The sequence below is a fragment of the Mycobacterium sp. DL99 genome, assembly GCF_004762045.1.
Lineage (GTDB): Bacteria > Actinomycetota > Actinomycetes > Mycobacteriales > Mycobacteriaceae > Mycobacterium.
The window spans coordinates 4,624,012-4,638,221 of the sequence record NZ_SJOM01000007.1; the positions used below are offsets into that span (position 1 = coordinate 4,624,012).

Below are 14,210 nucleotides of genomic sequence, written 5' to 3' on the forward strand. Positions count from 1 at the left end.
ACTACGACGCAGGCACCTCGATGACCGTCGCCGAACCCATACCGCCCCCGGCACACATGGCGGCCACGCCGATACCGCCACCGCGCCGGCGCAACTCATGGACCATCGTGGCCAGCATGCGCGCCCCGGTGGCGGCCACCGGATGGCCCAGTGAGCACCCGCTGCCGCTCACGTTGACGATCTCCGGGTCGATGTCGAGCAGCTTGATGGTGGCGACGCACATCGACGCAAAGGCCTCGTTGATCTCGAACAGGTCCACGTCCGACAGCGAAAGACCGGCCCGGCGAAGGGCTTTGGTGATGGCCTCGACGGGAGCCAGCCCGGTGGAGGCCGGGTCGACGCCCACCGAGGCCCAGGACTTGATGGCGGCCAGGGCCGGCAGCCCGAGTTTGTCGCTGGCGATGGTCAGCAGCGCGGCCGCATCGTTGGCACCGCACGCATTGCCCGCGGTGATCGAGAACCCGTCAATCTCTGGATGCAGCGGCTTGAGCGCCGCCAGTTTCTCCAGTGTGGTGTCACGGCGCGGATGCTCATCGGTGTCGAACAACCCGTATGGAGTCTGGATCGGGACGATCTCCTCCTTGAACCGGCCCTCGTCGATCGCCGCGAGCGCCTTGAGGTGCGAGCCCAAAGCCCACTGGTCCATCTGGCCGAGTTCACCCCGCCGGCCAGGATCAGCCGGTCCATCCCGGCGCGAATGCTGGCCGCGGCCCCCTGCACGGCGGCCTGACCGGCCGCGCAGTGCCGATTGATCGATGCTCCCGGGACTGTCGTGAGGCCGGCGGTGATCGCGGCGTGGCGGGCGACGACCCCGCCACCGTAGAGACCTTCACCCAGGATCACGTCGTCAATTGATGCGGTCAGGTCGGCAGGAATGTTCTCCACCGCAGCGCGCACGACATGGTCGGCCAGCGCGTAGGCGTCCGTATCGCGCAACGTGCCCTTCTTCGCCGTGCCGATGGGAGTACGCAGCGCGGACACGATGACGGCTTCAGGCATTGATCTGCTCCCTGGTTCACCCGGTAAGAGAATGCTATTCTCGCAGCCAGAGAGTCCGAGTTGCAAGAAGGGGAACCGTATGCAAATCGTCGGTAGTTCCGCGATCGTCGTCGGCGGTGCGGGTGGCCTGGGTGAGGCGACCGTCCGCCGCCTGCAGGCAGCGGGAGCCAAGGTGGTCGTCGCGGACCTCGCCGACGAGAAGGGCGCCAGCCTGGAGAAAGAGCTGGGCGTGCGCTATGTGAGCACCGACGCCACCTCCGAGGAGTCGGTACTCGCCGCCATCGCCGAGGCTGAAGCCCTTGCCCCGCTCCGCATCTCCGTGGACACTCACGGAGGGCCCGCCGCCGGCGGCCGATTGGTCGGCAAGGACGGGTCCCCGCTGGACCTCGACGGGTTCAAGAAGACCATCGAGTTCTATCTGACCGCGGTGTTCAACGTGATGCGCCTGTCGGCCGCGGCGATCGCCAAGACCGAACCGCTGGAGGAAGGCGGCCGCGGCGTCATCGTCAACACGGCCTCGATCGCCGGGTTCGAGGGCCAGATCGGCCAGCTGCCGTACTCGGCTGCCAAGGGCGGCGTGCTGGGGATGACGCTCGTCGCCGCACGCGACCTGTCGCCCCTGGGCATCCGGGTCTGCACCATTGCCCCCGGCACCATCAACACCCCTGCCTACGGCAAGGCCGCCGATCAGCTCGAGCAGTACTGGGGTCCGCAGGTGCCGTTCCCGAAGCGCATGGGCCGCTCGGTCGAGTACGCCCAGCTGGCTCAGAGCATCATCGAAAACGACTACCTCAACGGCGAAATCATCCGCCTCGATGGGGCATTGCGCTTCCCTCCCAAGTAATAGCCTGACGCGATGGACCTGACCGGAAAGGTCGCCTTTGTCGCCGGCGCCAGCCGCGGCATCGGCGCGACGATCGCTGCCGCACTGGCCGCCGAGGGTGCCGCGGTGGCCGTGGCCGCCCGCTCCGAACAACCGGGCAAGCTGCCCGGCACGATCGGCTCGGTGGCCGCGGACATCAACGATGCTGGCGGGCGCGCAATGCCGGTCGCCTGTGACGTCACCGACGAGGATTCAGTCAACAAGGCTGTCGCCGAGGCGGTTTCGGAGTTCGGCGGCATCGACATCCTGGTTGCCAACGCCGGTGTGCTGTGGCTCGGCCCGGTGGAGTCGACTCCGCTCAAGCGTTGGCAACTGTGCCTGGACGTCAACCTCACCGGGGTCTTCCTGGTGACCAAGGCCGTCATCCCGCATGTTCGCGAGCGCGGCGGCGGGTCGCTCATCGCGATCACCACCACCGGGGTCGACATGGTCGAGCACGGTGCCAACGCCTACTGGGTGTCCAAGGCCGCGGCCGAACGGCTCTATCTCGGCCTGGCTGCTGACCTGCGCGGTGACAACATCGCGGTCAACTGCCTCAGCCCATCACGCGTGGTGCTGACCGAGGGCTGGCAGGCCGGCGGCAGCGGGCTGCAGATCCCTCCGGAGATGGTCGAACCGCCCGAGGCGATGGGACTCGCGGCGGTGCGCCTGGCCGGTCAAGATGCCGGCGGCGTCACCGGAACCGTCCAACGCTCCGAGTCGCTCACCTTCTAGTTGCCAGCTGCCCGTCGCGCGTAACGCCATGGCGGAAAATCGCAGAATCACCGCCACTGCGTTACGCACGCGTGTGCCGTAACAGCTTGCGCCCCGCCATATCCCGCGAGCGTGCACAGACACGCACGCTCGCGGTACAGCGGTGATCAGTTCTTCGCGATCAAGCCGTCCACGATCCGATTGAAATCAGCCGTTCCGAACGACACGTACTCGGCGAGGTTTGCGTAATCCAGCGACGCCATCACCTGCTGCTCCAGCTGGATGTTCATCAGCCGCTTGGTGGCCTCCACCGCCTGCTTCGGCAGGTCGATCAGCTTCTTCGCGCACGCGATCGCCTCGGCCAGTGGGTCCTCGACCACATGATTGGCCAGGCCCAGTTCAACTGCCCGCTGAGCCTTGATCCGCACGCCCGTGAGTGCAAACTCCTTGGCCTGCAACAACGAAATCTGCGAACCCCACACCAGCGGACCACCGTCGGCGGCCACCAGCCCGATCTGTACGTGCGGATCGGCGAAGTGTGCGTTCTCGGCCATGTAGACCACGTCCGACAGCGCGGCCAGGCTACAGCCGAGCCCGACGGCCGGGCCGTTCACCGCGGCGACGACCGGAATGCGGCACCGCACCATGCCGATGACGAGGTCACGTCCGTGCTTGATCGTCTTCTGCCGCAAGGCCTCATCGCGCCGCAACTCGTCGAGGTAGTTGAAGTCGCCGCCCGCGGAAAACGCCCGGCCGGCACCGGTGATCACGGCGGCGCGCGCATCGGCGTCCTCGTTGAGCGCCTCCCACAACCGCGCGAGGCCGACGTGCAAGTTGTCGTTGACCGCATTGAGCGCATCGGGGCGGTTCAGCGTGATGATGCGCAGCGCACCGTCGGCCTGCACATTGATTTCGTCTGGCATTCCGTACATGTATCTAGACTCCCAGCCCGAGGATTCGTGACGCGATGATGTTCTTCTGGATCTGCGATGTGCCACCCATGACGCTCTGGGCGCGGCTGTAGAGATACGCGCTCAGCAGTTCGGGATCGCTGGTGCCGGTGACCGCCAACGCGGCATGCCCGACGGACTGCTCGACCCAGGTCATGAGCAGCTTGTCCAACGAGCCCTCCGGGCCGTGCTTGAGCCCGTCGAGTTGTTCGGACAGCCGCCGTCGCACATGCAGCCGCAGCATCTCGGCCTGTACCCCGGCCCAGGCGAGGTCTTCGGGCACTTTCCCCTCGACCCGAGAGGCCATCTCGCGCACCAGCTTTCCGTAGCGCGCCGAATAACCGAGGGTCGACGGTTCACGCTCATGGCTGACGACGGTCATGGCCAGCCGCCACCCGTCGCCCGGCTCACCCACCATGTTCGAGGCCGGCACCACCGCACCGTCGAACGCCACCTGACCGAACTCCGTGGTGACACCGTTGATCATCTGCAGCGGCCGCTGCTCGATGCCGTCCTGGTGCATCGACACGATGAACGCCGAGATCCCCTTGTGCCTGGCCACAGTCTTGTCGGTGCGGGCCAGCACCAGGCACCAGTCAGCCACATCGGAGTAGCTGGTCCAGATCTTGTGCCCGTTGATGATGTAGTTGTCGCCGTCGCGCGTCGCCGTCGTGGTCAGCGAGGCGAGATCCGAACCGGCGCCGGGTTCCGAAAAGCCCTGGCACCAACGCTCGGTGCCATTGATCATCCCCGGCAGGAACCGCTGCTGCAGTTCCTTGCTGCCGTGATGACCCAGGCCGACCACCAGGTAGCCGAGGCTGGGGCGCGGCGGCGCACCGGCCCGGGCCAGCTCCTCGTCGACGATGACGTCGTAGACCGGCGGCAGGTCCTGGCCGCCGAACTCCTCGGGCCACGAGGTGCCGAAAAACCCTGCGGCATAGAGGGCCTGATGCCACTCCCCCATCCGGGCCCAGTAGTCGTCACCGGATGCCTTGAAGGACGCGGCGTTGTCCGCCAGCCAGGTCCTCAGGCGGTCCCGGAAGGCAGCTTCCTCAGGTGAATCACGAAAGTCCAAGATCAGTGACCTCCAAGTCCTCCAGCTTGACTGGCCACAACTCGGTGGCCACCAGAACCCGGCGCAGGTACACATGCGCCAGGCATTCCCAGGTGTTTCCGATCCCGCCGTGCACCTGGATCGCGGTCTCGCAGACGGTGCGCGCGGCGCGGGCGCAGTAGACCTTGGCGATCTTTCCGGCCCGGACGGCTTCCTCGGCCGGCAGTTCGTCGACGGCCCATGCCGCGTGACGCAGCACGCTGATCGATCCCTCGATCAGCGCGAGTCCTTCGGCCAGCAGGTGTGCGACCGCCTGGTACGACCCGATCGTCGAGCCGTACTGCTCACGGACTTTCGCGTAGTCGACGGCCAGCGCGTGCACGCCGCGCGCGGCACCGACCAGGTCGGCGCTGGTGGCAGCGAGCGCCAGCGCCTGCCAGCGCAAAGCGTCCTCGCTCGACAGCTCGGCGAGCTCGGCGGGCGACTCGACCGCACCTACGGTGCTTCGCGTCAGATCCACACCGGCGGTGGCGGCTTCCTCCGTGCCGACCTTCACCTCACGATCGAGCCGCCGCGCCAGATCGTCGGCGAGCACCGGACCGAGGAACGGCACGTCGACCAGACCGCGTCCGAACTCCTCGGCGATGATCGCCACTTCCACGCCGGAGGCGCCGTCGGAACGCAGTGTGCGCCAATCGGTTGCGGCGACCGTGCTCTCCAACCGGGCGATCCGGCCCTCATCCGACAGCTCTCCGACCGCATCCGGTCCGAGGTCGTCGGCCAGTTTCGCTGCGGCCTCTCGCAGCTGCTGCTGTTCAGACGTCAGACGAACGTCCATGCCGCTCCTTCAGCACTCGTCGCAATACCTTTCCGGAAGGTAACCGGGGTATCTCGGTTACGAACTCCACGCGGCTGGGCCGCTTGTACGAGGCCAGCCGCTCACCGACAAGGTCGATGAGTTCCTCGGCTGACACCGCAGAATGTGTCGTCACCGCGGCCACGATGGCCTCGCCATCGGCCGCGTCGGTCACGCCGAACACCGCGCAGTCGGTGACTGCCGGGTGGCCGTGCAGCACCGCCTCGACCTCGGCCGGTGCCACCTGGAAGCCGCGGACTTTGACCATCTCCTTGGCGCGGTCGGTGATGTGCAGGTATCCGTCGTCATCGAGGTAGCCGATGTCGCCGGTGCGATACCAGCCGTCACAGAATGCCCCCGCGATGGCGTCCTTCGGCAGATAACCGGCCATCACCGAGTCCGACCGCACCTGGATCTCACCGTCCTCGCCGATGCGGACGTCGACCCCGCGCACCGGGGTGCCCACGGTGTCGATGTGGGTGGCATCCAGCGGATTACACGCGATCACCGGGAGTTCGGTGGTGCCGTAGGCGGTCAGCCACCGGATCCCGGCCCGTTCGGTGGCGGCATCGGCGACACTGCGGGTCACCGGGGTGGCACACCACATCACGTAGCGCAGCGACGACAGATCGTAGCGACCCAGATCGGGGTGCGCGGCCAGCGCCAAAGCAATTGGTGCCACCGCCATTTCGATCGTGATGCGGTCGGATTCGATGTGGCGCAGCATCGTGTCGACGTCGAAGCGGCGGTGCAGGCGCATCCAGGCGCCGGTGTCGAGCACCATGGCGATGTTGAGCAACCCCAGGATGTGCGACGGCGGCGTCATGATCTGCATACGGTCGGCGCTGGTGAACCCCAGTGCGTCACGCCAATGGTCGATGGCCGTCGCGAACCCGCGATGGGTGTGGCGCACCGCCTTCGGCAGGCCGGTGGTACCCGAGCTGAAGACGAACAGCGCGTCGCTGTCCGGGTCGGGCGGGTCGAACCGCCGGAGGCCAGGGGTGACCGGCTCATCGAGATGCAACATCGGCATGTGTGACGCCAGCACCTCGTGATCGCCCACCGCATGGCTGGGCGCTGTCAGCGCGAGGGCGTGGGCAACCTCGCGTTCTTTCCAGGCCGGGCTGATCAGCACGGCCACCGCGCCCAGGCCCCAGATCGCGCGCAGCGCGACGACGAACTCGGGGCGGTTGGAGGACATCATCGCGACGCGGTCACCCGGCCTGACGCCGCGGCGTTCCAGCTCGGTGACCATCCCGCTGGTCAGCGCGTCGAGTTCGGCCAGGGTGTAGTCACGGTCATCGAAGGCGAGCACGACCGGGGTGCGCACCCGAGGAACAGTTGCGATCCCAGTCAAGATTCACCGCCCCTTTCCCATGCTCCGCTGGCCGTCGAGCACACCGAGAAGATACTATCAGTTAGCGAGAATGGTATTCTCTTCATATCAGAACGTACGTGCACAGGGGAGTCACATGACGGCAGATCCGACGGTCGGTAGCGAAGCGGACGGCAAGGTCACGATCGTCTTCGATCGTGAGCAGTTGTCCGTGCCCCGCCGGCAGGGCGAAACGCTGCTGGAGAGCGCGCGCCGCGCCGGTATGACGCCTCCGTTCTCCTGCGAGGCCGGCAACTGCGGCACCTGCATGGCCAAGCTCCTCGAGGGGACCGCCACCATGCGCGTCAACGACGCGCTCGACGACGACGAGGTGGCCGAGGGCTGGGTGCTGACCTGCCAGGCCATCCCGGACTGCGATTCAGTGACCGTCTCCTACGACGAGGATTGACCTCAAGCGCCATGAGCGAGCGCCATGTGCGCCGCCGGTTTCTACAGCAGGGTCGCACAAATCAAGCAGTCACGACTCTGGTGCAGAAACCGGTGACCGCTGGCCGTACTCATCGAACGCCGGCGCTGGCCGGTAGTCCGGCGTGTACCCGGCGACCTGCACCGGGCTGCCCACGAGCCGGAAATCCCCAGCGGTGACGACCATCTCGGGTGTCGCATCCAGCGCCTGCGGCAAGGTACGCACGGCAGCCGCCGGAATCCCCAGCGGCTTGAGCCGCGACTCCCAACCCGCCGCGGTATCGGTGGCCAGGACCGCCGTCACCACGTCGAGCACTTCCTCGCGGCGGGCGGCGCGCTCAGCCATGGTCTCGAAACCGTCGACCCCGGCCTCAGCCGCGAACGACTTCCAGAACCCGTCATGGGTGATGAACAACGCCAGATACCCATCGGCGGTCGGGAACAGCTGCGCGGGTACGTAATACGAATGCGCGCCGAACGGATGGCGGCGCGGCTCGGCACCGTCGTTGAGATAGGCCGAGGCGCGGTAGTTCAGCTGCGAGAGCATGACATCGCGCAGCGACACGTCCACCTGCCCACCGTTGCCCGAGACGATCATCGCCAGCAGGCCCAGCGCAGCAGTCAGCCCGGTCGAGTTGTCCGCCGAGGAGTAGCCGGGCAACGTGGGCGGGCCGTCGGGATCACCGGTCATCGCGGCCACCCCGGTGGCGGCCTGGATGACGTAGTCGAACGCCGGGTCATCTCCCCCGTCTAACCCGAATCCTGTCATCGCGACACAGACGATCTTCTCGTTGAAGCGCCGCAGATTCTCGTACGTGAGGCCCAGCCTGCGGATCACCGAAGGCTTCATGTTCACCAGGAGCGCGTTCGAATCAGCTACCAGCTCAGCGAGTTTCGCTTGTCCAGCCTCGGAGGCGAGATCCATGCATATGCTGCGCTTGCCCCGGTTGAGGCTCGCGAAATAGCTGTCACTGACCTGACGGGAGATCTCCCCGCCGGGCGGTTCGACCTTGATCACCTCAGCGCCCAGGTCGGCCAGCATCATCGTGGCGTACGGGCCGGCCAGCATGACACCGACCTCGATGATGCGGATGCCCGCCAGCGGCGCGGTCATCGCAGGCACTTGGCGAGTTCGGCGATCACCTCACGCGTCCGGTACTTCGACGCGATCAGCTCGTCGCGGTTCTCCCCGATCGGCAGCAGACGAACCGACAGGTCCGTCACCCCGGCGTCGGCGAACTGCTTGAACCGCTTGAGGATTGACTCCTCGTCACCCGCGGCGAGCAGATCGCCGACGTTACGGGCCTCGCCGCGGTCCAGCAGCCGCTGGTAGTTGGGCGAGGTCTCGGCTTCGGCGAGGACGCGGTTGGCGCGGTCCTTGGCTTCCTCGATCTCGGAGTTGGCGCACAGCGTGACCGGGATGCCGGCGACGATGCGCGGCGCGGGCTTACCGGCTTCGGCAGCGGCCTTGTTGATCTTCGGGGCGATGTGCTCGCCGATCGCCTTCTCGTCGGCCATCCACAGCGATGTGCCGTCGGCGTGCTCACCGGCGATCTGCAGCATCACCGGGCCCAGCGCGGACACCAGCACCGGCATCGGGGTGTCGGCGCCCAGCACCGTCGGGTTGTGCACGGTGAAGGAATCGTTCTCCACGTCAACGTCTCCGGGCCCGGAGATGGCAGCGTTGAGCACCTGCAGGTAGTCCCGGGTGTAGGCGGCGGGCTTGTCATAGGGCAGGCCCAGCATGTCGCGGACGATCCAGTGGTGCGACGGCCCGACACCCAGGACCAGCCGGCCACCCGAGATGGCGTGCACCGACAGCGCCTGCCGCGCCAGTGCGATCGGGTGCTGCGCCTGCAGCGGCACCACCGCGGTGCCGAGTTCGATGCGCGTGGTGTTCGACGCCATCAACGCCACCATGGTGAGCAGGTCGAAGTCGTTGGGCACCTGGGGCATCCACGCACTGTCCAGTCCGGCCGACTCGGCCCACTGGATGTCGGAGACCAGCTTGGAGACCTTGCGGGCCATGTCGCCACGCTCGGCCCCGATCATCACGCCCAGCCTCATGATTCCGAAACCTTTTCTGTCAGCGCACGAACGTCGGTCACCAGGGTGTCGAGCGACGTCCCCGTCGGGAACACCGCTGCCGCACCGGCGTCCAGCAACTTCTGGACATCAGACTGCGGGATCGTGCCGCCAACGACGACGGCGATGTCACCGGCATCGGCCGCCCGCAGCGCCTCGACAGTGCGGGTGGTCAATGCGACGTGCGCACCCGAGAGGATCGAAAGGCCCACCAGAGCAACGTCTTCCTGCAATGCGATCGACACGATGTCCTCGATGCGCTGCCGGATACCGGTGTAGATGACCTCGAATCCGGCGTCACGCAGCGTCCGCGCGACGATCTTGGCGCCGCGGTCGTGGCCGTCGAGCCCTGGTTTCGCAACGAGTACACGAGTCGCCATCTAGAACACCACCGGCTGTTGGAACTCGCCCCACACCGACTTCAAGGTCGACACCATCTCTCCCACTGTGCAATACGCATTGGCGCAATCGATCAACCGGTGCATCAGGTTGTCGTCGCTTTCGGCACCCCTGGCCAGGGCGGCCAGAGTCTCTTTGACCGCAACATCGTCGCGCTCGGCCTTGACCTTGGACAGCCGCTTGAGCTGCAGATCGCGGCCCTCCGCATCGAGCTCGTAGGTGTCGATATCGGGCGCCGGCTCGTCGGTGACGAACTTGTTGACCCCGACCACCGGGCGTGCCCCCGACTCGACCTCCTGGTGGATCTTGAACGCCTCGTCGGCGATCAGGCCCTGCAGGTAGCCGTCCTCGATGCAGCGGACCATGCCGCCGTGCCGCTCCAAATCGTCCATGATCTCGATGATCTTGGCCTCGGTGGCGTCGGTGAGCGCCTCGACGAAATACGAACCGCCAAGCGGGTCGGCGACTTTGGTGACACCGGTTTCGTAGGCCAGGATCTGCTGGGTCCGCAGGGCCAGCGTCGCCGATTCCTCACTGGGCAGGGCGAACGGTTCGTCCCACGCCGCGGTGAACATCGACTGCACACCGCCCAGCACCGCAGCCAGCGACTCGTAGGCCACCCGCACCAGGTTGTTCTGAGCCTGCGGCGCGTACAGAGAGGCCCCGCCCGCCACACAGCCGAACCGGAACATCGACGCCTTGTCGGTGGTCGCGCCGTAGCGCTCCCGCACGATCGTGGCCCAACGACGCCGGCCGGCACGATATTTGGCGATCTCCTCGAAGAAGTCACCGTGGGTGTAGAAGAAGAACGAGATCTGCGGGGCAAACTTGTCAATCGTCATGCGGCCGCGCGCGACCACCGTGTCGCAGTAGGTGACGCCATCGGCGAGCGTGAACGACATCTCCTGCACGGCGTTGGCACCCGCATCGCGGAAGTGCGCACCGGCCACCGAGATCGCGTTGAACCGGGGCACCTCGGCGGCACAGAACTCGATGGTGTCGGCGATCAGCCGCAGCGACGGCTCGGGCGGCCAGATCCACGTCCCGCGCGACGCGTATTCCTTGAGGATGTCGTTCTGGATGGTTCCGGTCAGCTTCTCGCGCGGGACGCCCTTCTTCTCCGCGGCGGCAACGTAGAAGGCCAGCAGGATGGCCGCGGTGCCGTTGATGGTGAAGCTGGTGCTGATCTTGTCCAGCGGGATGCTGTCGAACAGGATCTCGGCGTCGGCCAGGGTGTCCACCGCGACGCCGACACGACCGACCTCCTCGCCGTACTCCTCGTCATCGGAGTCGTAGCCGCACTGGGTAGGCAGGTCCAGCGCCACCGACAGGCCCGTCCCACCCTGATCGAGCAGGTAGCGGTACCGACGGTTGGATTCCTCGGCGGTGCCGAAACCCGAGTACTGCCGGAAGGTCCAGGTCTTCCCGCGATAGCCGGACGCGAAGTTGCCGCGCGTGAAGGGATAGGTCCCGGGGGCAGGCGGCTCGACCGCACGGTCGCTCGGTCCGTAGACGGGCGCCAGCGGGATGCCAGATGGTGTCTCTACCGGAGGCACAACTTGCTCGCTCATCAGTGGATAACGTACTTGCTAAAAATGAGAATGCCAATACCGCAGGGTGGAAATGTGGCGCCTGTACTGGCCGGGAGTCCTCCGACCTGCACACAGAGCGGCTCCGGCGACACGGCCGAACAAGTCTGATGGACGCCGATTCTTCGGGCGCCTCAGCCGACGATTACGCCACTTGCTAAAAATGAGAATGCCAATACCATTTGGGTACGGTTGATAACGGCGCACAGCAGACGCTGCGCTCGACGAGGAGGACCATGTCCAGCCAGCAGGAGTCATTCACCGATCGCACGCTGGTCGTATCCGGCGGCAGCCGCGGGATCGGACTGGCGATTGCGCTCGGCGCCGCCCGCCGCGGGGCGAACGTGGTGCTGCTGGCCAAGACCGCCGAACCGCATCCCAGGCTTCCCGGCACCGTGCACACCGCCGTCGCCGAGGTGGAGGCCGCCGGCGGCAAGGGCGTCGCGGTCGTCGGTGACGTGCGCAAGGAAGAGGACGTGGCCCGCGCGGTCGAGACCGCGGTCGAGCACTTCGGCGGCGTCGACATCGTGATCAACAACGCCAGCGCCATCTCCACCGACCCCACCGAGGCGCTGTCGGCCAAGAAGTTCGACCTGATGATGGACATCAACATCCGCGGCACGTTCCTGCTCACCAAAGCCGCGCTGCCGCACCTGCGCAAATCCACCAACGGGCAGGTGCTGACGCTGGCCCCGCCGATGAACATGAACCCCTACTGGCTGGGCGCGCACCCCTCCTACACTCTGTCCAAGTACGGAATGACGTTGCTGTCGCTGGGCTGGGCCGCTGAATACGCGGATGCCGGAATCGGTTTCAGCTGCCTGTGGCCCGAGACCTACATCGCCACCGCCGCGGTGACGAACCTCGCCGACGGCGACAAGATGGCCTCTCAGTCCCGCAACCCCGAGATCATGGCGGATGCGGCCGTGGAGATCCTGTCCCGACCGGCCGGCGAGGTGAACGGTCAGACCTTCATCGACTCGGAGGTGCTCACCGCTTCCGGCGTCACCGACCTGTCACGCTACGGCGGCGGGGATAATCCGATCATCGACATCTTCATCGACGCACCGGGACAAGGCCTATGAGCATCTCGCTACTGCTGGAGATGGCGGTCTCGGGCGGACCCGACCGCACCGCAGTGGTGTCCGACGATCTCCGCCTGACCACAGAGGAACTCAGCACCCTGGCCGACGGCGGCGCCGGCGTGATCGCCGCCTCCGGGGCCGCCCACGTGGCCTATGTCGGCACCGGCGGGGCGATACTGCCGTTGCTGCTGTTCGCCTCTGCCCGTGCAGCCGTGCCGTTCACCCCGCTGAACTACCGACTCAGCAAGGACGGCCTGCACGAACTGATCGAGCGACTGCCCGAGGCGCTGGTGGTCACCGACGCCGAATACGCCGATGTCGTCGCCGGAGCGGGCAAGCAGGTCATCACCTCGGAGGAGTTCTTGGCCGCGGCGCGCACCGCCGAACCCGCGGCCGAGTTCGCCGACCCCGACGCCGTCGCGGTCGTGCTGTTCACCTCGGGCACGACCTCACGCCCCAAGGCCGTCGAGCTCACCCACAACAACCTCACCAGCTACATCACCGGGACAGTCGAATTCGCCTCGGCGGCAGAGGAAGACGCCGCCCTGATCTGCGTCCCGCCGTATCACATCGCCGGGGTCAGCGCGGCCATGTCGAACCTGTACGCCGGCCGGAAGATGGTGTACCTGCGACACTTCGACGCTGAGAATTGGGTCGAGCTGGTCCGCACCGAAGGTGTCACGTCGGCCACCGTGGTGCCGACCATGCTGGACCGCATCGTCACCGCCCTGGAAGCGGCCGGCCTCGAACTGCCCACCCTGCGCAGCCTCGCCTACGGTGGCTCGAAGGTGGCGCTGCCCCTGGTCCGCAAGGCACTGCAGCTACTGCCCGACGTCGGGTTCGTCAACGCCTACGGATTGACCGAAACCAGTTCCACCATCGCGGTTCTGGGCCCCGATGATCACCGCGAGGCACTGGCCGCAGAGGACGCGACCGCCGCCCGTCGGCTCGGCTCGGTCGGCCAGGCGGTCCCCGGCATCGAGGTCCAGATCCGCGCCGAGGACGGGACCGTGCTGGGCGCCGGCGAGACCGGTGAACTCTTCGTGCGCGGTGAGCAGGTGTCCGGCCGCTACACCGACATCGGGTCGGTGCTCGACGCCGAAGGCTGGTTCCCCACCAAGGATGTCGCCATGCTCGACGAGGGCGGCTACCTGTTCATCGGCGGGCGGTCCGACGACACCATCATCCGCGGTGGGGAGAACATCGCCCCTGCCGAGATCGAGGATGTGCTCGTCGAGCATCCCGAAGTCCGCGACGTGGCCGTCGTCGGCCCCGAGGACCCGCAATGGGGACAGATCATCGTGGCCGTCGTGGTGCCCGTCGAGGGCACCTCGCCCGACCCGGATGCGTTGCGCGATCATGTGCGCAAGCAGTTGCGCGGTTCACGAACCCCTGACCGGGTGGTGTTCCGCGACGAACTGCCCACCAACCCGACCGGCAAGGTCCTGCGCCGCCAACTGGTCGACGAACTCGCACCCGTCTCAAGGCACACCCCGTAAGGAGTCAGCATGATCAAGAACGGCACCCGCCTGCAGAGCCAGGTGTGCGACACCCAGGTCATCGTGGTGCGCAGCGCCGACAGCCTCGACGACCTCCGGGCCGGCGGTGTCGCGATGGTCGCACTTGACGCCGAAAAGGACTCGGCCGCAACGATCGACGCGGCGTTCTCCGACGGCAACCTGATGGGCAAGCGCTACGTCGACGAAGGCGGGGCCGAGGTGCTGGTCACCAAGGCCGGTGCCGGCACGCTCTCGGTCGGGACCACCGCCCTCAGCCTCAAAGAGGCCAAGCCCCTTCCGGCCAGCGACTAGTGGGC

14 protein-coding genes and 1 pseudogene are annotated in these 14,210 nt (G+C 66.8%); 6 read left to right on the top strand and 9 right to left on the bottom strand.

From position 1 onward, the window contains the following. Nucleotide 1: 1 nt before the first annotated feature. Nucleotides 2-999, bottom strand: a pseudogene (locus EYZ64_RS22530) (thiolase family protein). Nucleotides 1,000-1,078: 79 nt separating this feature from the next. Between EYZ64_RS22530 and EYZ64_RS22535 the strand changes: the two are divergent. Then, the gene (locus EYZ64_RS22535; RefSeq protein WP_135456860.1) at nt 1,079-1,843 is read left to right on the top strand and encodes an SDR family NAD(P)-dependent oxidoreductase; all 765 of its coding nucleotides are present in this window, start codon (nt 1,079-1,081) and stop codon (nt 1,841-1,843) included. A gap of 12 nt (nt 1,844-1,855) precedes the next feature. Next, nucleotides 1,856-2,596 (top strand): SDR family NAD(P)-dependent oxidoreductase, encoded by a 741-nt coding sequence (locus tag EYZ64_RS22540; RefSeq protein ID WP_135456862.1) that lies wholly within the window; start codon nt 1,856-1,858, stop codon nt 2,594-2,596. A gap of 146 nt (nt 2,597-2,742) precedes the next feature. Here EYZ64_RS22540 and EYZ64_RS22545 read toward each other — a convergent pair whose 3' ends face one another. From EYZ64_RS22545 to EYZ64_RS22560, 4 genes are read right to left on the bottom strand one after another with little or no spacing between them, the layout of a single operon-like run. Further along, a complete protein-coding gene (locus EYZ64_RS22545; protein ID WP_135456864.1) occupies nt 2,743-3,507 on the bottom strand; it encodes an enoyl-CoA hydratase/isomerase family protein in 765 nt (254 codons plus the stop codon). A gap of 4 nt (nt 3,508-3,511) precedes the next feature. Beyond that, nucleotides 3,512-4,600, bottom strand: coding sequence for an acyl-CoA dehydrogenase family protein (locus EYZ64_RS22550; RefSeq protein WP_044522199.1), 1,089 nt, complete (start codon nt 4,598-4,600; stop codon nt 3,512-3,514). Next, nucleotides 4,587-5,417, bottom strand: coding sequence for an acyl-CoA dehydrogenase family protein (locus tag EYZ64_RS22555; protein WP_135456865.1), 831 nt, complete (start codon nt 5,415-5,417; stop codon nt 4,587-4,589). The genes EYZ64_RS22550 and EYZ64_RS22555 overlap by 14 nt, the downstream gene beginning before the upstream one ends. Further along, the gene (locus EYZ64_RS22560; protein ID WP_286175319.1) at nt 5,395-6,690 is read right to left on the bottom strand and encodes a class I adenylate-forming enzyme family protein; all 1,296 of its coding nucleotides are present in this window, start codon (nt 6,688-6,690) and stop codon (nt 5,395-5,397) included. Before EYZ64_RS22560 ends, EYZ64_RS22555 begins: the two co-directional genes overlap by 23 nt. Nucleotides 6,691-6,907: 217 nt before the next feature. Here EYZ64_RS22560 and EYZ64_RS22565 point away from each other — a divergent pair, with 217 nt between their 5' ends. Beyond that, complete coding sequence (locus tag EYZ64_RS22565; protein WP_167857929.1) at nt 6,908-7,219, top strand: 2Fe-2S iron-sulfur cluster-binding protein; 312 nt, start codon at nt 6,908-6,910, stop codon at nt 7,217-7,219. Between the two features lie 69 nt (nt 7,220-7,288). Here EYZ64_RS22565 and EYZ64_RS22570 read toward each other — a convergent pair whose 3' ends face one another. From EYZ64_RS22570 to EYZ64_RS22585, 4 genes are read right to left on the bottom strand one after another with little or no spacing between them, the layout of a single operon-like run. Then, nucleotides 7,289-8,350 carry a CaiB/BaiF CoA transferase family protein gene (locus EYZ64_RS22570; RefSeq protein ID WP_135456871.1) on the bottom strand — a complete coding sequence of 354 codons (1,062 nt, stop codon included), beginning with the start codon at nt 8,348-8,350 and terminating at the stop codon, nt 7,289-7,291. Then, nucleotides 8,347-9,303: an LLM class F420-dependent oxidoreductase gene (locus EYZ64_RS22575; protein WP_135456873.1), complete on the bottom strand. Its 957-nt coding sequence runs from the start codon at nt 9,301-9,303 to the stop codon at nt 8,347-8,349. Before EYZ64_RS22575 ends, EYZ64_RS22570 begins: the two co-directional genes overlap by 4 nt. Continuing rightward, the gene (locus EYZ64_RS22580; RefSeq protein ID WP_044522188.1) at nt 9,300-9,701 is read right to left on the bottom strand and encodes a cobalamin B12-binding domain-containing protein; all 402 of its coding nucleotides are present in this window, start codon (nt 9,699-9,701) and stop codon (nt 9,300-9,302) included. The genes EYZ64_RS22575 and EYZ64_RS22580 overlap by 4 nt, the downstream gene beginning before the upstream one ends. Then, nucleotides 9,702-11,291 carry a methylmalonyl-CoA mutase family protein gene (locus EYZ64_RS22585; protein WP_135456875.1) on the bottom strand — a complete coding sequence of 530 codons (1,590 nt, stop codon included), beginning with the start codon at nt 11,289-11,291 and terminating at the stop codon, nt 9,702-9,704. Nucleotides 11,292-11,545: 254 nt separating this feature from the next. Between EYZ64_RS22585 and EYZ64_RS22590 the strand changes: the two genes are divergently transcribed. The 3 genes from EYZ64_RS22590 to EYZ64_RS22600 are packed head-to-tail and all read left to right on the top strand — an operon-like array spanning nt 11,546 to nt 14,205. Next, nucleotides 11,546-12,394: an SDR family oxidoreductase gene (locus EYZ64_RS22590; RefSeq protein ID WP_135456877.1), complete on the top strand. Its 849-nt coding sequence runs from the start codon at nt 11,546-11,548 to the stop codon at nt 12,392-12,394. Next, nucleotides 12,391-13,893: a class I adenylate-forming enzyme family protein gene (locus EYZ64_RS22595; RefSeq protein ID WP_135456879.1), complete on the top strand. Its 1,503-nt coding sequence runs from the start codon at nt 12,391-12,393 to the stop codon at nt 13,891-13,893. Before EYZ64_RS22590 ends, EYZ64_RS22595 begins: the two co-directional genes overlap by 4 nt. A 9-nt stretch (nt 13,894-13,902) precedes the next feature. Next, the gene (locus tag EYZ64_RS22600) at nt 13,903-14,205 is read left to right on the top strand and encodes a hypothetical protein (protein ID WP_135456881.1); all 303 of its coding nucleotides are present in this window, start codon (nt 13,903-13,905) and stop codon (nt 14,203-14,205) included. The last annotated feature ends 5 nt before the right edge of the window (nt 14,206-14,210 follow it).

Coding starts and splice junctions, on each gene's coding strand:
- EYZ64_RS22535 (WP_135456860.1), top strand. CDS start 1,079: ATGCAAATCGTCGGTAGTTCCGCGATCGTCGTCGGCGGTGCGGGTGGC.
- EYZ64_RS22540 (WP_135456862.1), top strand. CDS start 1,856: ATGGACCTGACCGGAAAGGTCGCCTTTGTCGCCGGCGCCAGCCGCGGC.
- EYZ64_RS22545 (WP_135456864.1), bottom strand. CDS start 3,507: ATGTACGGAATGCCAGACGAAATCAATGTGCAGGCCGACGGTGCGCTG.
- EYZ64_RS22555 (WP_135456865.1), bottom strand. CDS start 5,417: ATGGACGTTCGTCTGACGTCTGAACAGCAGCAGCTGCGAGAGGCCGCA.
- EYZ64_RS22560 (WP_286175319.1), bottom strand. CDS start 6,690: ATGGTCACCGAGCTGGAACGCCGCGGCGTCAGGCCGGGTGACCGCGTC.
- EYZ64_RS22565 (WP_167857929.1), top strand. CDS start 6,908: ATGACGGCAGATCCGACGGTCGGTAGCGAAGCGGACGGCAAGGTCACG.
- EYZ64_RS22570 (WP_135456871.1), bottom strand. CDS start 8,350: ATGACCGCGCCGCTGGCGGGCATCCGCATCATCGAGGTCGGTGTCATG.
- EYZ64_RS22575 (WP_135456873.1), bottom strand. CDS start 9,303: ATGAGGCTGGGCGTGATGATCGGGGCCGAGCGTGGCGACATGGCCCGC.
- EYZ64_RS22580 (WP_044522188.1), bottom strand. CDS start 9,701: ATGGCGACTCGTGTACTCGTTGCGAAACCAGGGCTCGACGGCCACGAC.
- EYZ64_RS22585 (WP_135456875.1), bottom strand. CDS start 11,291: ATGAGCGAGCAAGTTGTGCCTCCGGTAGAGACACCATCTGGCATCCCG.
- EYZ64_RS22590 (WP_135456877.1), top strand. CDS start 11,546: ATGTCCAGCCAGCAGGAGTCATTCACCGATCGCACGCTGGTCGTATCC.
- EYZ64_RS22595 (WP_135456879.1), top strand. CDS start 12,391: ATGAGCATCTCGCTACTGCTGGAGATGGCGGTCTCGGGCGGACCCGAC.
- EYZ64_RS22600 (WP_135456881.1), top strand. CDS start 13,903: ATGATCAAGAACGGCACCCGCCTGCAGAGCCAGGTGTGCGACACCCAG.